At 77.2% G+C, this 20712-nt stretch carries 9 protein-coding genes; 6 read left to right on the top strand and 3 right to left on the bottom strand.

Features of this window, described 5'->3' with window-relative positions; genetic code table 11:
* Positions 1-107: 107 nt before the first annotated feature.
* On the bottom strand, positions 108-2987 hold the full coding sequence (locus ABD345_RS30155; RefSeq protein ID WP_344556711.1) for a serine/threonine-protein kinase: 2880 nt from the start codon (positions 2985-2987) through the stop codon (positions 108-110).
* A 170-nt stretch (positions 2988-3157) separates the two neighbouring features.
* Between ABD345_RS30155 and ABD345_RS30150 the strand changes: the two genes are divergently transcribed.
* From ABD345_RS30150 to ABD345_RS30135, 4 genes are all read left to right on the top strand, one after another.
* The gene (locus ABD345_RS30150; protein ID WP_344556709.1) at positions 3158-6826 is read left to right on the top strand and encodes a DUF4132 domain-containing protein; all 3669 of its coding nucleotides are present in this window, start codon (positions 3158-3160) and stop codon (positions 6824-6826) included.
* A gap of 609 nt (positions 6827-7435) precedes the next feature.
* Positions 7436-8542: a hypothetical protein gene (locus ABD345_RS30145; protein WP_344556708.1), complete on the top strand. Its 1107-nt coding sequence runs from the start codon at positions 7436-7438 to the stop codon at positions 8540-8542.
* 171 nt (positions 8543-8713) lie between these two features.
* Complete coding sequence (locus ABD345_RS30140; RefSeq protein ID WP_344556705.1) at positions 8714-12157, top strand: DUF4132 domain-containing protein; 3444 nt, start codon at positions 8714-8716, stop codon at positions 12155-12157.
* A 134-nt stretch (positions 12158-12291) separates the two neighbouring features.
* A complete protein-coding gene (locus tag ABD345_RS30135; RefSeq protein ID WP_344556703.1) occupies positions 12292-15714 on the top strand; it encodes a DUF4132 domain-containing protein in 3423 nt (1140 codons plus the stop codon).
* A 9-nt stretch (positions 15715-15723) separates the two neighbouring features.
* On the opposite strand, the gene ABD345_RS30130 is transcribed toward ABD345_RS30135, so the two are convergent.
* Both ABD345_RS30130 and ABD345_RS30125 read right to left on the bottom strand, forming a co-directional pair.
* Positions 15724-16311, bottom strand: a complete 588-nt coding sequence (locus ABD345_RS30130) for a P-loop nucleotide/nucleoside kinase family protein (protein ID WP_344556702.1) — start codon at positions 16309-16311, stop codon at positions 15724-15726.
* A gap of 98 nt (positions 16312-16409) precedes the next feature.
* Positions 16410-17195 carry a GNAT family N-acetyltransferase gene (locus tag ABD345_RS30125; protein WP_344556701.1) on the bottom strand — a complete coding sequence of 262 codons (786 nt, stop codon included), beginning with the start codon at positions 17193-17195 and terminating at the stop codon, positions 16410-16412.
* A gap of 308 nt (positions 17196-17503) precedes the next feature.
* Between ABD345_RS30125 and ABD345_RS30120 the strand changes: the two genes are divergently transcribed.
* Both ABD345_RS30120 and ABD345_RS30115 read left to right on the top strand, forming a co-directional pair.
* The gene (locus ABD345_RS30120) at positions 17504-18595 is read left to right on the top strand and encodes an ATP-binding protein (RefSeq protein ID WP_344556700.1); all 1092 of its coding nucleotides are present in this window, start codon (positions 17504-17506) and stop codon (positions 18593-18595) included.
* On the top strand, positions 18595-20712 hold a 2118-nt coding region (locus tag ABD345_RS30115; protein ID WP_344556699.1), incomplete at its 3' end, for a DUF5682 family protein. The genes ABD345_RS30120 and ABD345_RS30115, both read left to right, overlap by 1 nt.

Raw genomic sequence — 20712 nt, 5'->3', positions numbered from 1 at the left:
AAAGTTGCACTCGCGTCACGGAACACGGTCTACCGGATCAGGCCGCGCCGCGAGGGCAACTTCCCAGAATGATCACAACAGAATACGAGCCCTAGGGGGCTACGGGGCTACCGGATCTCGTCCCCGGTGATCGGCGGGCGGGCGGTGAAGGACCCGGGTTCGGCTCCCGGGGCGATCCGGCTGCCCCGCCCGGCCTCGTACACGGCCCGCATCATGTCGAGCAGGACGTGCTGTCCGGCTTGCCGCAGGGCCCTGACGACGAGGGCGTGCTCGTCGGTGCCGCCGCGCTGCTCCACGAAGCGGCGGGCGATCTTGCCGGCGAGACGGCTCCGACCCGTCCGCCGGTAGACGGCGAGCAGCTCCGCGAGTTGCTCCGCGGGCCAGGCCTGGGCCACCGCGCTCGCCCAGGCGGCGGACTCGTAACCGTAGCCGTGGCGGGCCAGCATCCTTTCGGGGGGCGGGAGTTCACCGGCAGCGTGCCGGCTCCGGATCCACCGCACGTACTCCACCTCCGTGGCGTCCTGGCCGGGGGCGCGCCCGGCGGGGGTCCGGGGCTGCGTTGCGGGCGCTTGCACCGCCGCCCGCAACGCCCGTTCCCCGCCGGTGCGCAGGGCGACGGTGATCGTGTGCTCCCCGGCCCCGTCGAGTGCGGCCAGCAGCGCGGCCCGGTCCGCCGGGAGCTGCCCGCGGACCCCGTCGAGCAGCGCGTACAGCCGCTCGTACTGGTGGGCCGCCCGCAGGCCGGCGACCAGGGCGGGCAGTTCGGCGGGCTCCCGGCGCACCAGCAGGTGCCGGAGGATCCTGTCGGCGACTCGGCCCTGCCCCGACCGGTCGTACTTGGCGAACAGCTCGCCGAGCCGCTCCGCCGGCCAGGTCCGGGCCACCGTGTCCACCCAGGCCGGGGATGCCAGGCCGTCGTCACCGAGGAAGTCCGCGATCTCCCGGAAGCCCGGAAGCCTGCCCTCCGCCGCCAAGGAGCTGATCCGGTCGGCCTGTTCGGCCTTCCCCGGGCGGTGGGCCCCCTTGGCCTGCGCCGGGAGGTCGAGTCGGCCCGCAGCGCGGGGCTGCTTCGCCACCGGGGCCGGGGTCGGGGTCGGGGCCGGGGTCACGGGGCGTTGCTTCGCCGCCGGGTACAGGTCCGGGTACAGCACCGACTCCAGTGGGTCGGGCCGGCCGATCTCCCGGGTCCGGCCCAGGGCTTCGGCGAGCGGGCCCTCCCCGGCGACGGCGAGGGCGGCCCGGGCCGCGCCGACGTAGCGGGCGCCGCGCCGTCGGGCCGCGCTGAGCAGCATGACGATCCGTTGGTCCTGCCCGGCGGTACGCAACCCGGAGAGCACGGCGGGGAGTTCGGTGGGGTCGCGGTGCTCCGGGACGCTACGGACGATCCGGCTGGCCAGGTCGTTCCGACCGCCGCTCTGGTACAGGGCGAGCAGCTCGCCGATCCGCTCCGCCGGCCAGGCCCGGGCCGCCGCCGCCACCCAGGCGTCGGACTGCCGGCTGCGGATCAGGTGCGCCAACTCCCGCTCCGGCCCGGCGAGTCGACCGGCGGCGTCCAGGGCACGGATCCACTCCGCGTACTCCGTCTCCCCCGCGTCGGCGCCCGGCACCCGGCCGGAGCCGGACACCGGCCCGGGGCGGGAGGCGGGTACGGACGCGGGGGCGGGGACGGGTGGCGCGGGCTGCTCGGTGCGGGTGGTGCCGAACCGGGCCGACAGGGCGTGGAGCCGGTCGCGCTGCCCGGCTTCGCTCATTCCGGCGAACAGGGCGGGGAGTTCGGCGGGGTCGCGCCGTGTCGCCGCGAGTGTGGCGAGTCGGTCGGCGAGGTCGGCGCGTCCGGCGGTGTCGTACGCGCCGAGCAGGGCGGCGAGTTCGGCGGCGGGCCAGGCCCGGGCGGCGGCGGCGATCCAGGGGTCGCTGCGGTACTCGGCCCCGCCACGGGCCAACTCCCTCAGCAGTAGCGGCAGTCGGCCGCCGGCGGCCGAGGAGCGGATCCGGTCCGCGTACTCGTCCTGCCCCGGCCCGGGGCGGTGCGCCGGGGGGTCAAGCAGTGTCACGGGGGCGGTGGGCGTGCGGAGTCGGGGCGCGTCCCGCTCGGTGGGGGTGCGGACCGGGGCGGCCGGGGCGGCGGACAGCGGGCGGAGGCGCGCGGTGACCTCGGCGGCGGAGCGGGGCCGGTCCCCGGGCTCCTTGGCGAGCAGGTCGAGGACCAGCCGGTCGAGCTCCGGGGGGACCGGCCCGGGAGCCTCCGGCCCGGCCGGGCGGGCCGGTTCGGTGAGGTGGCGCATCATCAGGGCGGCGGGTGCCCCGGTGCCGAACGGCGGTCGTCCGGTGAGGAATTCGAAGAGCACGCAGCCCAGCGAGTACAGGTCGCCCCGGTGGTCGCCGGAGCGGCCGTGGAAGCGCTCGGGCGGCATGTACGCCGTGGTGCCCATCACCCGGCTGTGCGAGTCGCTGAAGCCCTCGGCGTACTTGGCGATGCCGAAGTCGAGGACCTTCAGCCTCCCGTTCGGGGCGAGGAACAGGTTGGCGGGCTTCAGGTCGCGGTGGATGACCTTGGCGGTGTGCGCGAAGGCGAGCGCGTCGCAGAGTTGCAGCATCCAGTCCAGCGCCTCGGCGACCGGCGGCGGCCCGTCCCGGCGCAGTCGGACCGCGAGGTCGGTGCCGGTGAGCAGTTCCATCACCAGGTAGACCGTCCCGTCCGGCTCCCGGTCCAGGTCGTGGACGGTGACGATCCCGGGGTGCGCGAGACCGGCGGACAGCCGCGCCTCGTTGAGGAAGCGCCCGGCCGCCCGGGGGTCGTGCGGCTGGTCGTCGTGCAGCAGCTTGACGGCGACCCGGCGGTGCAGCGTGACGTCCCAGCCGTGCCAGACCTGGCCCATCCCGCCGCGCCCGATCAGCTCGTCCAGGCGGTACCGCCCGGCGAGCACCCGCACCTCGGCCACCTCTGCCTCCCCGGTCTCCCCGACCGGGCCCGGGAGTTCTGCCACGGGCCGGCCCGCCCCGAAAGCTACCAGCTCGCGGTGACCGGTCCGGGCCCGTTCGGGAGGGTCGTCGGGGCGGGCCGGAGGGTGCCCGCCGCCGCCTGTCCTGGCCGCTGGCTAGGGTCTCCCCAGGTGGTCGGCCGGTTCGTGGCCGACCGGTGGGCCTGGAGGGGCTAGTGCGGCGCTGGGAGCTGGTCGGCGGCGGTTCGGCGAAGTTCTGGGAGGCCGGGGCGGAGGGGGCCTCGGTGCGGGTGCGGTACGGGCGGATCGGCTCCGAGGGGCGGCTCCAGGTCAAGGAGCTGGCCGATGCGGCGGCGGCCGGGGCGCACCTGGCGAAGCTGGTCGCGGAGAAGGAGCGCAAGGGGTACCTGGCGGTGGGCGAGGGCGCCGCGGTGGGCGGGGGCGCCGCGGTGGGCGGGGGCGCCGCCGAGCCCGGCGTGCCTGTTGCCCCCGCCGCGCCCGCCGCGCCCGCCGGGCCCACCGCGACCGCCGTGCCCGCCGCGCTCCCGGACGAGGACGCCTTCACGCTGCCCGAGAAGTGGCGCGGGTGGGTGGTGCCGCGCCGCCGGGACGGGGTGCCAGTGCCGCTGCCCGCGGGGTGGCCGGTGGTGGACGCGGCGGAGGTGGCCGAGCTGGAGGCCCGGCGGGTGGCCGAGCAGGGCGAGGCGATCGAACGGGTGCTGACCGCCCCGGAGTCCGAGCCGGGGCCGGTGGCCGCCGTCCGGGCGTACCTGGGCGGGGCGCCGGACGCGGCGGGTCTGGCGACCGTCACCGCGATGGTCTGGCGACCGGGCCCGCGGGACTGGCTGGAGCGGGAGTTCGAGGGCTGGCGGGCACGCTTCGGCCTGGGCACGGCGGTGCGGACCGCCCTGGCGTCCCTGGAGGTGGACACCGTCCGGGCGCTGCCGGACCAGTGGCGCGCCAGGGTGAGCGCGCTGGACCTGGAAGCTCCGGGCTACCACTCGATGGCACACCACTTCCGGCTGCTGGCAGTCGCCCGACGGGCCCTGGCCGCTGCCGACGGGCCCGAATACGCTTCCGTGGTGGCGGAGTTGGCGCAGCTGCGGACCACCACGCCGCTGCGCCGGGCGGTGACCGCGTACCTGGTGCCGGAGCGGACGGACTGGGTGGACGAGTGCCTGGCCGAGGCTCCGGCGTACGGGCCGCGGGGCGGTCCGGTGCTGCGCACGCTGCTGCTGTGCGCGCTCGGCGGCGCGGAGCAGGTGGAGCGGTTCGGGGCGACCGACATCAGGTCGTACCTGCACTGGGATCCCCAGGTGGTGGCCACCCTCACCGACGGGACGGGGCCGACCGCCGGGCGGCTGTTGGCGGGCACGCTGGACTGGCAGGTGGAGGGCGAGGCGATGCGCCGGTACGCCGAGTACCTGACCGAGTTCCCGACCGACGAGGCGATGGCCGGGCTGGTCGACCGGATCGCCGACAAGCACGTCCGGCTGGTGCTGCGGACCGCGGTGGAGCGCTACCCGGTGCGGGCGGTGCGCCTGCTGGCGGCGGCCGCGCGGCGGTCGGGCGCCGACGGCCGGGCGGCCCGGCAGTTGCTCAACGGGCACGTGGCGAAGCTGCGTTCGCGGCTGCCGGAGATCCTGCCCCGGCTGGACGTGGAGAGCGCCGCGTTCGTGCTGTCGTTGGACGGCGCCCGGGAACCGCTGCCCGAGGCCCCGTCCGAGCGACTGCCCGCGCTGCTGGCCGACCCACCGTGGGAGCGCCGGCGCACCGCTCGCGGCCCGGTGGTGCTGACCGGCATCAGCGCCGACGACGCCCCGGAACTGCATTGGCTGGAAGGAGAGTTGGAGCAGTTCGCGGACGGGTCCGGGTACCGCCGGGAGTTCCCGCCGGACACCGACTGGGCCAGGCAGGCGAACCGGGCCGAGATCAGCGGCTCGTTCTGGGACCGCTGCCAGGTCCTGCTGAAGGGCCCGGCCGAGGTCATGGCCCCGTACCTGGAGTCCTGGCACCCCCAACTCCTGGCGGGTGCGGGCGAGTCGCTGATGCCGGTGCTGGCGAAGTACGGCACCGCCGCGCTGACGTTGTTGCACGGCGCGGCGCTGAGCGATCCGGCCCAGACCGCGCCGGTGCTGCTGCCGGTACGGGACGCGACCGTGGCGGGCGTGATGGCGGACGCCCTGGTACGGCTCAAGTCCGTTCAGCCGGTGGCCCGTTCGTGGTTCGCCCGGCACGGGGTGGCGGGGGCGCTGCTGCTGGTTCCGGCGGCGGTCGGCAAGGCCGGTCGGGAGCGGGCCGCGGCCGAGCACGCGCTGCGGCTGGTGGCCGCCCGGCAGGGGGCGGAGGTGCTGACGGCGGCGGTCGCCGAGCGCTACGGCGAGCGGGTCGCGGAGGTGGTCGCGGGGCTGCTGGCGGCGGATCCGCTGGAGGCGGCGCTGCCCGCGAAGCTGCCCGCGTTCCCGGACTGGCTGCGCGTCGAGGCCCTGCCGCAGGTGCTGCTGGCGGACGGGGGCGGTGCGCTGCCGGAGTCGGCGGTGCGGAACCTGCTGACCGTGCTGCAACTGGGCAGGCTCCGCGAGCCGTACCCGGGGCTGGCGCTGGTCGCCCCGGCGCTGCGGGCCGACACCCTGGCGGCGTTCGGCTGGGCGCTGTTCGAGGAGTGGCAGCAGAGCGGGCTGCCGGCCTCGGGCAGTTGGGCGCTGCACGCGCTGGGGGTGCTGGGTGATGACGCGACGGTGCGCCTGCTGACGCCGGTGGTGCGCGAGTGGCCGGGGCAGGGCACGCACCAGCGGGCGGTGGAGGGGCTGGACGTGCTGGCCGCGATCGGCACCGACGCCGCACTGCTGCACCTGCACGGGATCGCGCAGCGGGTGAGGTTCAAGGCATTGAAGGCCCGGGCGCAGGAGAAGATCGCCGAGGTGGCGGAGGGCCTGGGCCTGACCGCCGAGCAGCTCGGCGACCGGCTGGTGCCCGACCTCGGCCTGGAGCCGGACGGCAGCACGGTGATCGACTACGGTAGCCGGACGTTCACCGTCGGCTTCGACGAGCAGCTGCGCCCGTACGTGAAGGACGCCGACGGCAAGCGCCGCAAGGACCTGCCCGCGCCCGGTGTCAAGGACGATCCGGAACTCGCCCCCGCCGAACGCGAGCGGTTCGCCGCGCTGAAGAAGGACGTCCGCGCCCTGGCCGCCGACCAGAGCGCCCGGCTGGAGGCCGCGATGGTCGCCGAGCGCACCTGGAGCGCCGAGGAGTTCACCACGCTGTTCGTCGAGCACCCGCTGCTCGGACACCTGGTGCGCCGACTGGTCTGGACGGCCGACGGCACTGCGTTCCGGGTCGCCGAGGACCGCAGCTACGCCGACGTCCACGACGGGCCGTTCGCGCTGCCCCCGGGCGCGGTCGTCCGACTCGCCCACCCGCTGCACCTCACGGCCGCGGACCTCGCCGCCTGGGCCGAGCTGTTCGCGGACTACGAGATCATCCAACCCTTCCCGCAACTCGGGCGCACGGTGAGGAGGTTCACCGAGCAGGAGGCGGCCGGGAGCCGGCTGCACCGGTTCGAGGGGCACACCGTCCCGGTCGGGCGGCTGCTCGGGATGACCAAGCGCGGCTGGCGGCGCGGCGAACCGCAGGACGCGGGCCTGGAGTTCTGGTTCCACAAGCCGCTGCCGGACGGCCGCCACCTGGTGCTCGAACTCGACCCGGGCATCATGGTCGGCGCCGTCGCCCACCTCGGCGACCAGACCTTCACGGCCGTGCGGCTCGACACTGATCCGGACGACCACTGGCGCACCGGCCGCACCCTCGTCCGGCTCGGCGAACTGGACGCCCTGACCGCGTCCGAACTGCTGTCCGAACTGGAGGAGTTGACCTCCCCCTGAGCCCGGCTGCGGGCGGGCCGGGCGCACGGTTCCGGCCACCTCGCCCGCGCGGCCCCGGCGGTCTGCCGGGGCGGAACGCGACGGGTGGGGCGGCCGGTGGTGAGGGCGGGTGGGTGCTGGGGCGGGACGGGGTGGCGGGCCCCGTGGGGCGGGCCCGGGATCGGCCGGGACCGGGCGCGCCGGGGGGCTGGGCGGCCGGGGTCCGCCGCTCCTAGCATGTAGTCGCCGCCGGGCCGGGCGCGGCGGCGGTGGCCGCCCCGCGGCCGGACGCCGTGGCAGCCGGCGTCGAGGACAGCACCGGGCGCCCGGGTTCCGTGACCGCGCCCGGGTTCCACCGCGCACCGCGGCGCTCCCGCGGTGACGTCGGGCTCCCCGCTCCGAACCGTTCGACCCGTTCCGAACCGTTCGACCCGTCCGGCTCCGGCACCTCGCAAGCCCCGGCACCTCGCAGACCCCGGCACCTCGCAGACCCGGCCCACCACGGGCCCGGCCCCGGCACACCGCCGACCGGTCCGCGTCCGGCCGACCGGTGCGCACCGGACGGGAGTCACCAGCGCACGTCCCGCACGCAGTCGGCACCCGTCCTCACCACCCTGGGGGTCAACGCCCATGCCCGTCCGTCCCGCCGCGCCCGTGCGCGGCTCCCTCCGCCTCGTCCCGCTCGTCCTGGCCCTGCTGGCCGCCCTGCTGGCGGTGGCCGTTCCGGCGGCCGCCCCGGCGCACGCCGCGGTGCCCGACCGGTGGGGCTTCGCCTACCTGGACAACCCGACGCCGCCGCCCGGCTACGTCCCCGACCCCTCGCGCCAGTGGGGCAGTTGGCCCACTCCGGCGACCAACCCGGTCAAGGTCGACCAGACCGGCACCGGCACGTACACGGTGCACTTCCCGCTGATCGCCGGCCCGGGCGGGGTCGCGCACGCCACCGCCGTCAACCGCACCGGCACCTGGTGCCAGATCCAGGGCTGGGGCACCGCCGGCACCGGGCTGGACGTCAAGGTGGCCTGCTACAACCCGGGCGGCGCGCCGGACAACTCGCCGTTCACGGTGCTGTTCAGCAGCAGCACCGGCACGCCCCCGCCGCCCGGCGGCGACTACGGCTACCTGTACTCGCTGCCCTCCGGCACGCTGCTCTCGCAGTACAACTCCGCGGGCGGGGCGAACACCTCCGGCCACGGCTCGACCGGCCTGTGGAAGGCGTGGCTGCCCGGCCTGGGCTCCTCGGTCGAGGTCGGCGACGTGCAGGTCACCGCGGTCGACGCCGCGCAGGGCGCGCGCTGCAAGGTCGCGACCTGGTACCCGGGGAGCACCGGGCAGACCTTCCTGGTGGCCTGCTTCGACTCCACCAACACGCCGTACGACACCGCCTGGACGCTCAGCTACTCGGTCAAGCGGGCGGTGCACGGCCCGGCGTTCCCGCCGAAGTCCTTCGGGTACCTCTGGTACAACGGCACGGTGCCGGCCGGGACGAACTTCAACTCGGTGGGCGGCACCAACACGCTGAGCACCGGCGTCCCGTCCGCGGTGCTGATGCCCGGTGTGGCCGTCCCGTCCGACCACGCGCAGGTCACCGCGTACGGCAGCGGCCCCGGCTGGTGCCAGCTCGCCCTGCCCTGGACGCGCAGCTCGGGCACGGTGAAACTCGCCCCGCTGTGCTTCAACCCGGGCGGCTCGCCGGTGGTGGCGCCGTTCCTGCTGGCCTACACCTCCGCGTTCTGAGCCACTTCCTGACGCTCCGTCAGCTGCCGCCCCGATGCCGCCGGTTCCGGTGGTGTCGGGGCGGCTGGCTAGGGTGGGGCGGTGATCGATCACCGGGGTGCGGGCGCGGGTACAGGTGCGGGCGCGGGTACAGGTGCGGGCGCGGGTACGGGTACGGGTGCGGGAGGCGCGGTGCGGCGGGGGGAGCCGGTCGGCGGAGCGGAGCGGGAGGACGCGTTCGGGTGGCCGGCGGCCTGGCACGCGCTGGTGGTGCCGCGGCGCGGTGGCGGCGCGTCCTCGCCCGCGGTGTGGCCGGGCCCGGCGGCGGTGGCCGCCGAGGACGCGCTGATCGACGGGCACCGGGAGCGGTTCGAGCGGGTGGGCGCGGCCACGGACTCCGACGGGGAGCTGGTCCGGGCGGCCCGGGCCTACCTGGGCGGCGCCCCGGACGCACTGGGCGCGGCCTGCGTCGCCGCGGTGCTGCCCCCGCTGCACGCGGCGGACCACGCGGGCGGGGCGCTGCTGGTGGACGCCTGGACGGCGCGGCACGGGCTGGCGTTCGCCGTCCGGGCCGCCCTGGCGACGCTGGACGTCGGCTTCCGGCGGGCCGGGCCCGGCCACCCGGCGCCGGCCCTGACGGCGGCGGCCCCCGACGCGTACGGCTACGGCGCCGAGCAGACCAAGGTGCTGCGCTGGGCCCGCCACCTGCTGTCGGTCGCCGACGCCCCCGCCCACCGGGAGGCCCTGGCGGCCGCCGGGGCGGAGCGGTCGGGCGGGTACCTGCGGCGGCTGGGCACCGCGTACCTGTTCCCGGAGGCCGAGGGCTGGGTGGACGCCTGGATCGACGAGCTGCCGCACCACCAGCGCGAGCCGCTGTGGGCGCTGCTGCCGGCCTCGCTCGGCAGCCGGGCGCAGGCCGTCCGGCTGGCGCCGCTGCTGGACCGGTTCAGCTGGTCGGCGGAGTCGGCGGCGACCGTCGCGGACGGCCTCGGGACGGACGCGGTGCCGCTGCTCGCCGGGGCGCTGCGCCGGCTCGACAGCGGTGACGAGGCGCGCCGACTGGCCGGGCTGCTCCTGGAGTTCCCCTCCGACGAGGCGTTCGAGGCGCTGCTGGGACGGGTGGACGACAAGTCGGTGGCGCCGGTGCTGTGGCAGGCGGTGGAGCGCTACCCGGTGCGCGCGCTGCGCCTGCTGGCGGCGGCCGCCCGGGACGGCGGGGCGACCGCGCGCCACCTGCTGGAGCGGCAGCTGCGCTCCCGCACCGGGGACGCGGCGGAGCTGATCGGCCGGCTCGACCCGGCCGCGGCCGGGTTCGTGCGCACGCTGCCCGCCGCGGGCCCGGCCGGTGCGGGCCCGGCCGGTGCGGTGGCCGGGGAGCGGGAGTGGCCCGCCGTGCTGGCGTCCCCGCCGTGGGAGCGGCCCCGTCCGGCCGGGCGGCCGAAGGTGGTGGCGGTGGCCGTCGACGGGTCGTCCGCGCTGCACTGGCAGGACGGCGAGCGGGAGTCGTGGATGGCGGAGGCGCTCGACTCCCACGAGTGGCGCACCCACCCTGACGACACCGACTGGGCCGTGGTCGGGCCGGAGGCGTTCCGCACGGCCACGAACTCGCTGACCGTCTGCCGGCTGCTCTGGCAGGCCCCGGTGGAGGTGATGTCCCCGCTGTTGCCGGAGTGGCGGCCCGAGCTGAACCCCGGGGCGGACGTGCTGCGCCCGGTGGTCGCCAAGTACGGCGCGGCGGCCGTGCCCGTGGCGCTGCACGCCGTCGGGCTGCGGCCCGCGCAGCTGGCGCCGCTGCTGCTGCCGGTGCTGGACGTGGCGGCGGCCCGGCTGATGGCGCAGGGCCTGTCCACCCGCAAGTCGGTGCGCAGCGCGGCCCGTTCGTGGTTCGCCCGGCACGGGGTGGCGGGCGCGCTGCTGCTCGTCCCGGACGCGGTCGGCCCGGTGGGCCCGGCCCGCACCGCCGCCGGGCAGGCGCTCCGGCTGGTCGCCGAGCGGCACGGGGCCGGGGCCGTGACGGCGGCCGCCGCCGAGCGGTACGGGGAGCGGGCGGCGGCGGCCGTCGCGGCGGTGCTGGCCGCCGATCCGCTGGTGGAGTCGCTGCCCGCCCGACTGCCGCGGCCGCCGTCCTGGCTGGTGGCGGAGCTGCTGCCGCCGCTCGTGCTGCGTTCGGGGGCGGTGCTGCCCCCGGTGGCGGTGCGGCGGGTGCTGGCCATGATGGCGCTGGCGAAGGCCGGCACCCCGTACCCGGGGCTGGCGCAGGTCGCCGGGGAGTGCGCGCCCGGCGGGTGGGCGGCGTTCTGCCGAGCGGTGTTCCAGGAGTGGCGGCTGGCCGGGATGCCCGCCAAGGAGAGCTGGGCGCTGACCCAGCTCGGCGACTTCGGCGACGACGACACCGCGCGCCTGCTGGCCCCGGTGCTGTGCCGGTGGCCGCACCAGAAGGCCGCCCGGTGGGCGAACGAGGGCCTGGACGTGCTGGCGGCGATCGGCACGGACGCCGCGCTGGGGCAGCTGCACGGCGTCGCGCAGCGGGTGCGCCAGTACGCGATCCGGGCCCGCGCCCGGGAGAAGATCGCCGAGGTCGCCCTCGAACTGGGCCTGACGCCGGACCAGTTGGCCGACCGCCTGGTGCCCGACCTCGGCCTGGACCCGGACGGGACGACCCGGCTCGACTACGGCCCGCGCGCGTTCACCGTCGCCCTGGATCCGCAGCTGCGGCCGTACCTGCTGGACGGGGCGGGCAAGCGCCGGGCGGCCGTTCCCGCGCCCACCGCCAAGGACGACCCGGAGCTGGCGCCCGCCGCCCGCAAGCGCTACGCCGTGCTGAAGAAGGAGCTGCGGGCCGTCGGGGACGAGCAGATCTCCCGGCTGGAGAACGCGATGACCGGCCAACGCGCCTGGAGCGCGGCCGAGTTCGAGTCGCTGTTCCTGGTGCACCCGCTGCTCCGGCAGCTCGCCCACCGGCTGCTGTGGACGGCCGGGGAGAACGGCGGTCCGGACGCGGGCGGAGCGGACGCCGACAGTCGGTCCAGCAGCCGGACCGACGGCCGGACCGATGGCCGGAGCGGCGGGTGGACCGCCTTCCGGATCGCCGAGGACGGGACCTTCGCCGACGTCCGCGACGAGCCGTTCGCACTGCCCGCGGACGCGGTCGTCCGGCTCGCCCACCCGGCGCTGCTGGGCGCGGACCTGGCGGCCTGGGCGGAGCTGTTCACCGACTACCTGATCATCCAGCCGTTCCCGCAACTCGGCCGCCCGATCGGCGCGTTGACGCCCGACGAGCTGACCGCGGACCGCCTGGAGCGGTTCGAGGGGCGCACCGCCCCGACCGAGGCGCTGCGGGCCCTGCTCCGGCGCGGGAACGGCTGGGCGGTCAGCGACCCGGGCCAGAACGGGTTCCGGCGGGTCGCCTACCGGCGCCTCCCGGGCGGCCTGCGGCTGAGCGTCGCGCTCGCCCCGGGCCTGCACAACGACCCGGACAGCTCCGGTCCCGACCAGGCCCTGCGGGAGGTCTGGCTGGGCACCCACCCTGGCCGGTACCGGCTGTGGGCGGCCTACTCCCGCCCCTTCGCCGAGCTGGACGCCGCCACCGCGAGCGAACTCCTCGCCGAACTAGCGGAGTTGACCGGCACCGCGTGAGCCGTACCGGCCGAACCGCCCCGGGCGAGCCACCCCGGGCGAGCCGCGCCCGGCCCCGCCCCGCGCCCGACCCCGTACCGCCCTGCCGGCGGGCCCCGCACCGCACTGTCGGCGGGCCCCGCTACGGTGCGCCGGTGGCCACCGCGGTGGTGCCCACCGGTGCGGCGGGGCGGAAGGGGCGGGTCGTGCAGCAGGGGACGCGGGTCGGGGAGGGCGTGCTGCCGGACGAGGACCTCTTCGTCCTGCCGGATGCGTGGAACGGCTGGGAGGTGCTGCCGCGCCGGAACGGCACCCTGGTGCCGGAGGTGGACTGGCCGGGGGCGGGGGCGGTCGACTCCGAGGAGCAGTGGATCCAACTGGTGCGGGACCGGATCGCGGCGGTGCTGGCCGCGCCCGGCAGCGACCCGGGGCTGTGCCGGGCCGTCCGGGCGTACCTGGACGGTGCGGCCGACCCGCTCGGCGCGGGCGCCCTGGCCGCGCTGATCCAGCCGCCCGGAATCCGGGCCAGGGTCCCGCACCCGGTGGACACCGAGCCGGTCGGCGCGTGGACGGCCCGGCACGGGCTGGCGTTCGCCGTCCGGGCCGCCGTCGCGGCCTTCGGCGTGGACTACGGCGACGGCACCCACATGCCGGGCGAACTCCGGCCCCGGTGGCGGGAGTTCGCCCCGTATCCGAACCGGCCGGGGCAGTGCCGGGCGCTGTACCGGGTCCGCCAGTTGGTGGCGCTGGCCGACGGGTGGACCTACCGGGAGGCCCGGGCGGCGGCGGAGGCGGAGCGGGGCACCGAGCTGGGGCGGGTGCTGACGGCGTTCCTGTTCCCGGAGGCCGAGGGCTGGGTGGACGCCTGCCTGGACGAACTCCCGCCGCACGGCGCCCCGGAGGCGGAACTGCGGCGCTCGCTGCTGCTGCTCTCGCTCGACCGCCCCGAGCAGGTGCGGCGGCTGGACGCCCGGGTCGCTCCGAACGAGTGGGACCCCGCGCTGATCGCCGCCCTGGCCGACGGCCTGGGCACCGGCTGCGTGCCGCTGCTGGCCGCCGCGGTGCGCGAGCGCACCAGCTTCCACAGCGTCTTGGTGCTGTCCGGCCGGCTGGCGCACTTCCCCACCGACGAGGCGTTCCGCGTCCTGCTGGAGCTCGCCGGGGACCGGCGGGCCGAAGCGGCGCTGCTCGACGCCGTCGCCCGCTACCCGGTGCGCGCGGCGCGGCTGTTGGCGGCCGAGGCGCGCGGCGGCTCCTCGCTCGCCGGGCGGCTGCTCGACCGGCAGTTGCGCGGCGCGGGCGCCCTGCTGCCCGCGCTGCTGGAGCGGTTGGACGCCGTGGCCGCCACCGACGGGACGGCCGCGTACGTCCGCTCCCGGCCCACCGCCCGGCCGCCCGTCCCGGACGCGCCGGTCGGGGAGCTGCCCGCGCTGCTGACCGCGCCGCCGTGGGGGCGCGGGCGACGCGGGCGGCGCCCGGAGCCGCAGGTGCTCACCGGCCTGGCCGCCGACACCCGTCCCGAGCTGTGCTGGCGGGACGGCGAGCGGGAGGAGTGGGCGCGCACCGACCGGTTCGACGCCCGGGCGGCCGACGCCGGGGACGGCGACGACGGCGCGCCGACCGACTGGGCGGCGGCGGCGCTGGCGGTGCGCGAGGAGGAGGACCTCTGGTACCTGTGCCGGGTGCTGCTCCAGGGCCCGCGGGAGCAGCTCGCCCCGGTCGTGCGGTCCTGGCGGCCGCGGCAGGTCCGCGACGGGCGGGCCCTGCTGCGTCCGGTGCTCGCGAAGTACGGCCTGGCGGCGGTGCCGCTGGTGGAGCACGTGGCCCGCTGGTGGCCGGCCACCGGGGCCTCGCTGCTGCGCCCGGTGCTGAGCGTGGGGGCGGCCCGGACGATGGCGCGCGCCCTGTCGCGCGCGCTGGCCCGGGCGGAGGGCCGGGCCTGGTTCGACCGGCACGGGGTGGCGGGCGCGCTGCTGCTCGTCCCGGACGCGTTCGGGCCGCCGGGCCCGGAGCGGACGGCGGCCGTCACGGCGCTGCGGCTGGTCGCGGCCGGGGCCGGGGCCGGGGCGCTGACGGCGGCCGCGGACGGGCGGTACGGGCCGGGGGCGGCGGGGGCCGTCGCGGCCCTGCTGGACACCGATCCGCTGGTGGCCGCGCTGCCCGCCCGGATCCCGTACAACCGGCTGTCGGGGGAGGCCGGCACGCTGCCGCAGCTGCTGCTGGCCTCCGGTCCGGCGCTGCCGGAGCAGGCCGCGGAGCACGTGCTGACCATGCTGTCGCTGGGCGGGCCGGACGGGTCGGACGGGGCGTACCCGGGGCTGGCGCAGGTCGCCGCGGTGTGCACGCCCGAGTCGCTGGCGGAGTTCTGCGAGGGGGTGTTCGAGGAGTGGCGGCGGCAGGGCGCGCCCTCCGACACCCGGTGGGCGCTCACCGCGCTGGGCTGGTTCGGCGACGACGGCACCGCCGCCCGGCTGGCACGGGCGCTGGCCGACTGGTCGGGCCGGGGCGCGGCCCAGGCCGTGGACGCGCTGGCCGCGATCGGCACCGACGCGGCGCTGCGGCAGTTGAACGGGCTCGTCCGGACGGCCGCCTCCAAGACGGTGCGGGAGCGCGCCGGGGAGCAGGCCGCCGAACTCGCCGACGCGCTGGGCCTCACCCCCGACCAGCTGGCCGACCGCCGGGTCCCCGGTCTGGGCCTGGACGCCGACGGGACGGCCCGACTCGACTACGGCGCACGGGAGTTCACCGTCCACTTCGACGAGCAGCTGCAGCCGTACCTGCTGGACGGCGCGGGCCGGCGCCGGGGCGCGCTGCCCGCCCCGGGTGCGGGGGACGACCCGGCGCTGGCAGCGGCGGCCCGTCGGCGGTACGCCGCGCTGAAGAAGGACGTCCGGGCCCTGGCGGCCGGTCTGCTCGCCCATCTGGAGCGCGCGATGGTCACCGAACGGACGTGGGGCGCCGAGGAGTTCCGGACGCTGTTCGTGACGCACCCCTTGCTGTGGCACCCGGTGCGCCGCCTGCTGTGGACCGCCGACGGCGTCCCCTTCCGGATCGCCGAGGACCGCACCTTCGCCGACCTCGACGACCGGCCGTTCCCGCTCGCCCCGGACGCGGTGGTCCGGCTCGCCCACCCGCTGCACCTCGGGGACGCCCTGGGCGCCTGGTCCGAGCTGTTCGCCGACTACGAGATCCTCCAGCCGTTCCCGAAACTCGGCCGTCCCGTCCTGGTGTTGACCCCGCAGGAGGCCGCCGGGGACCGCCTGCACCGGTTCGAGGGACGCGACGTGCCCGCCGAGGCCCTGCTCGCCCTGCTCCGCCGGGGCTGGCGGAGCAGCGGCAGCGCGCTGGCCGGACCGCTGCCCGGCGGCCGCTACCTGAACCTGGTCCTCTCCCCGGGCCTCGACCTCCGCAACCGCACCGCCCAGCCCGAACAGCACCTGCGCGAGGCGTGGTTGGGCCTCAGCGCGGGCGCGCGCCCGTCCTCCCCCGCCGCCCGGCCCCAGCGCCTGGGCGATCTACCCGCCGTCGCCGTCTCCGAACTCCTGGCCGAACTGGAGGAGTTGACCGTCTCCGGCTGAGTCCGCCGGTCAGGAGACGGCGCCCAGGAAGCCGAGCGCCGTCGACACGTTCAGCTCCACCTCGTCCAGGCTGTCCAGCACCAGCCGCTCCGGGCGGCGGGAGCCCTCCGCCCCTTCCCCGGGCCAGGGCTCGAACTCCGCCCGGAGCCGCTCCACGGCCGCCCACTCCGGCTCGGGGAAGCCCGCGATGCCCCGCCGGCGGGCGGCCAGCCGTCCGCGGTGCACCGCGCGGTCCGCGCACACCACCTCCAGGAACACCACCGGCACCCGGCGCCGGGCCGCCAGCGCCCGCCACTGCCCGCGGGCCGCCTCCACCGCGTTGACGGCGTCCACGATCACGTTCTGCCCGAGCGCCAGCACCCCGTCCGCCACCGCCTCGGCGACCACGTACGCGGCCAGCCCGGTGGGCTGTCCGGGCGCCACGCCCGCCCGGCGCATCGCCGCCTCGATCGGGTCCACCGACACCACCGGCGCGGCCAGCCGCCGCCCCAGCGCCTCGGCGACCGTGCTCTTCCCCGCCCCGGGCAGGCCCGCCATCGCGATCAGCACGCGTTCCCCGTTCCGCTCGTCCGCACCCTCGACAGCAGGAACGTACACGGCGCTTCCCGGGCGCGCCGGAGATCACTCCTGTTCGGGTCCTGTGAAAACGGGTGGATCCGGTGACGGACTGTGGGGCGAGGCTGGGTCGATCCCCCTCAGGACAACGTCACCGCGTAGACCGGCTCCTGGCCGTGGACGGTGAACCCGGCCTGTTGCAGGATCGGCCCGGACGTCGTCGGGTTGCCCTTGACCAGGGCCATCCGCGCGCCGTGGGCCACCGCGTAGGAGAGCCGGGCCGCCAGCAGCGCCCGGTACACGCCGCGGCCCCGGTGGGCCGGGACGACCACGCCGCCGGTGAACCGGGCTACGCCGTCGACCAGTTGCACGCCGCCCGTCCCGACGGGTTCGCCGTCCAGGTGGGCGACGAGCCTGCCGCCGCGGCCCGCCGGGACGTCCGCCGCGCCCCGGGCCGCCGCCCTCTCGATCCGTGCGGCGGGCGGGAGTTCGCCGCCGAAGCCGGTGACCTCGACGACCGCCGCGTCGCGCGCCGTCGCGGGGTCGGTGGCCCAGCTCAGCCGCACGTCCGCCTCCGGCGGCCGCAGTTCGGGCGCGCCCCCGGACAGGTCGGCGGCCAGGATCTCCAGACCGATCTTGAGCCGCCCGCCGCGGGCCACCAGTTCGGCCTCCAGCCCGGCCGGGTCGCCGAGCAGCACCTGCCAGTCCAGCACCGGCGGCCCGAGCGTCCGGGCCCGGGCCAGCACGGCGTCCACCGCCCCGGCCAGCGGGCCGGCCGGGGCGAAGGAGACCACCGAGAGGCGGAAGGGGTAGTACGCGGGCAGTCGCAGGATCGTGTACTGCGGGTCCGTGACGGCCTCGGCGTCCTCCGGCCTCCACACCCAGGCCGCACCGGCGGCGGCCACCTCGTCGATCGATAGGCTCATCCGCCCAAACTAGCCGCCCCGGACGGCACGGTTCGCACACTGTTGCCCAACCATGACATGCCACCGGCCGTCGCGGGGCGCCCGGTCGTGGTGCCCGTCCCGCCCGCCGGCGGCGCTGTCGGTGCCGGCGGCTACGGTCGGTTGTGCGGTGGACGGCCCGTCCGCGGGCGGGTGCCCGGGCGCGGGTGGGGCGCGGGGGCTTGAGAGGATCACCCCCGCAGCCGTCACCTGCTCGCCCGGCCGTCCGCTCGTCCGCCTACCCGCCTGCCCGCTTACCCGTCTGCCCGTCTGCCCCGAGGATCCGTACGATGCCCGTTTCGACCGCCGACCGTCCCGACATGCAGCGTCCGCCCGCGGAGGTGCGCTTCGCGGAGGAGTTGGCGGTGCTGCGCGAGCGGGACGGGGACCCGCGGCCGCCCGGGTGGGAGTTGAGCCTGCGGGCGGCGCGGAGTTTCGTGGTGGGGGACGAACGGGCCGGGATCAGCCGGAAGTTCGTGGGGAACGCGGCGCTGGTGGAGCGGGCGCTGGTGACGCTGGCGACCGACCGCGGGCTGATGCTGGTGGGTGAGCCGGGGACGGCGAAGTCGCTGCTGTCGGAGCTGATCGCGGCGGCGGTGAGCGGCACGTCCACGCTGACGGTGCAGGGCGGGGCGGCGACCACTGAGGACCAGATCAAGTACGGCTGGAACTACGCGCTGCTGGTCTCGGAGGGCCCGTCGACGCGTTCGCTGGTGCCCGCGCCGATGCTGAAGGGCATGGCGCGGGGCCGGGTGGTCCGGTTCGAGGAGATCACCCGCTGCCCGCTGGAGGTGCAGGACTGCCTGCTCTCGCTGCTCTCCGAACGGGTGCTGGCAGTACCGGAGTTGGACGGCCCGGACGGCATGGTGTTCGCCGCCCCGGGGTTCAACGTGATCGCCACCGCGAACACCCGGGACCGGGGCGTCAACGAGATGAGCGCCGCGCTCAAGCGCCGGTTCAACTTCGAGACGGTGTTCCCGATCGCCGACTTCGACACCGAAGTCGCCCTGGTGGAGGCCGAGTCGGCGGCGCTGCTGCGCCGTTCGGGTGTCGGGACGACCCCGGACCGGGACCTGTTGGAGGTGCTGGTGGCGACCTTCCGCGAGCTGCGCGCGCCGGACGGCGGCAAGGGCGCGTCCTCGGCGGTGCTGAGCACCGCCGAGGCGGTGTCGGTGGCGCACGCGGTGGGGGTGCGCGGCTGGTTCCTGCGCCAGGAGCCGGGCAGCGCCGCGGACTTGGTGACCTGCCTGGCCGGTACGGCGGCCAAGGACAACCCGGACGACCTGGCCCGGCTGCGCCGTTTCCTGGAGCAGCAGGTGGACCGCCGCAAGGGCGGCCGCTGGCGCGAACTGTACGACGCCCGGCACCTGTTGGCCGACTGATGACCCGGATCACGGCGCGCCCGGAGGCGGTGTTCCTGGGCGTGCGGCACCACTCGCCGGCCTGCGCGGCCCTGGTGGCCCGCACCGTCGGGGAGTTGCGGCCCGCGCACGTGCTGATCGAGGGCCCGGCGGACCTGAACCCGCGGCTGGACGAGCTGCTGCTGGGCCACGAGCTGCCGGTCGCGGTGTTCAGCCACTACCGGGACGAGGAGCGGACGGCGACCTCCTGGGCGCCGCTGTGCGCGTACTCCCCGGAGTGGGTGGCGCTGACCGAGGGGCGGGCGGCGGGCGCGCAGGTGCGTTTCGTCGACCTCCCGGCCTGGCACCCGGCGTTCACCGACCGGGCGCGCCCGCTGGCCAACCGGTTCGCGGACGCGGAGGCCCGGTACGCGCAGGCCACCGAGCGGCTGTGCGCGGCGTTCGGGACGGACTCGCCGGACACCCTGTGGGACGGCCTGGTCGAGCTCCCGGACCCGGCGGGCCTGGCCGAACGGCTGGACGCCTATTTCGAGTTGGTGCGTGGCGACGCGGCCGCCGCCGAGGGCGACGCGGCCCGCGAGGCGTACATGGCGCACTGGGTGCGGGCCGCGCTGGCGCGGGACGACGGGCCGGTGCTGGTGGTCACCGGCGGTTTCCACACGCCCGCGCTGCGGGAGTTGGCGGCGTCCGGGGCGGCCGGGCCCGACTGGCCCGAGGTGCCGAGTCCGCCGGCGGGCGCGGTCGGCGGGAGCCACCTGGTGCCTTACTCCTTCCGGCAGTTGGACGCGTTCGGCGGCTACCAGTCCGGCATGCCCTCCCCCGGCTACTACCAACTGCTGTGGGAGCGCGGCCCGCAGGGCGCGGCGGACGGCCTGACCGAGGAGGTGGTGCGGCGGCTGCGGGCGGCGAAGGTGCGGGTGTCGACGGCCGACCTGATCGCGGCCCGCACCCTGGCCGACGGCCTGGCGGCGATGCGCGGGCACCGGACGCGCTCGCGCGCCGACGTGCTGGACGGCCTGGTCTCGGGGCTGGTCGGCGAGGCGCTGGAGCAGCCGCTGCCCTGGCAGCGGCGCGGGCGGCAGGCGGCGGACACCGACCCGCTGGTGCGGGTGCTGGTCGAGGCCGGCACCGGCGACCGGCTCGGCCGGCTGCACCCGGACACCCCCGCGCCGCCGCTGGTGCACGACGTGGCGGCCGAACAGGAGCTGTGCGGCGTCGAGTCGGGCTCCCCGGCGAAGGCCGACCTGACCACCCCGGAGGGGCTGCGGCGCAGCCGCTTCCTGCACCGGCTGCGGGTGCTGGACGTGCCCGGACACGTCCGGGCGAGCGGGCCGACCGACGGCGGCGACGCCGTGTTCGGCGAACTCTGGGAGCCGTCCCCGAACGGCTGGCAGCACCGGCGCGACGCCGCACTGATCGAGGCCGGCGCGTACGGGGCGCGGCTGTCCGACGCGGCGGCCGTGGCGCTGTCCGAGCGGGCCCGGGACGCGGGCACCGACCCGGCCGCGCTGGCCGGGCTGCTGTTCGACGCCGTGCTGTGCGGAATCGGCGCGCTGACCGGCGAACTCCTCGACACGCTCACCGAACGGGTCGGCCGGGTCCCCGAACTCGGCGCGGTGGGACAGGTGTTGGCCACCACCCTGGACCTGTGGCGACACGACCGGGTGTACGGCGTCGCGGCCGACCCCCGGCTGGCCCGCCTGGTCGACGCGGCCCTGCGGCGCGTCCTGTGGCTGGCCGAGGGCCTGCACGGCGGGAGCGGCGTCGACCACGCCCGGCTGCGCGCCGCGACCGCCGCCCGCGACGCCCTGCGCCACGCCGCCCCCGTCCTCACCCTGCCGCGCCCCGCCGCCCTGGCCACCGCGGCCCGGATCTCCGCCGACCCGGCCGCACCCCCGGACCTGCGCGGCGCCGCCCTCGGCCTGGGCTGGTCGCTATCGGCGGACGGGACGGCCTCGGCCACGACCGGCGGCGCCGGGAGGACTGCGAGTACCGAAGACGCCGAGGGCCGCGAGGACACCGGCGGCACCGAGGACATCGGAAAGACTGGGGACGCCGAAGGCAGCGAGGACACCAGCCCGGCCGGGGACGCCGAAGGCAGCGAGGACACCGGCGGTACCAAGGGCACCGGGGAGGCC

This window comes from Kitasatospora saccharophila (assembly GCF_039529925.1).
GTDB lineage: Bacteria > Actinomycetota > Actinomycetes > Streptomycetales > Streptomycetaceae > Kitasatospora > Kitasatospora saccharophila.
This window is presented reverse-complemented; position numbering and strand designations above follow the sequence as displayed.

Excerpts from the sequence above, each read along its gene's own strand:
- ABD345_RS30145 (WP_344556708.1), top strand. The coding sequence starts at position 7,436 with ATGCCCGTCCGTCCCGCCGCGCCCGTGCGCGGCTCCCTCCGCCTCGTC.
- ABD345_RS30125 (WP_344556701.1), bottom strand. The coding sequence starts at position 17,195 with ATGAGCCTATCGATCGACGAGGTGGCCGCCGCCGGTGCGGCCTGGGTG.
- ABD345_RS30120 (WP_344556700.1), top strand. The coding sequence starts at position 17,504 with ATGCCCGTTTCGACCGCCGACCGTCCCGACATGCAGCGTCCGCCCGCG.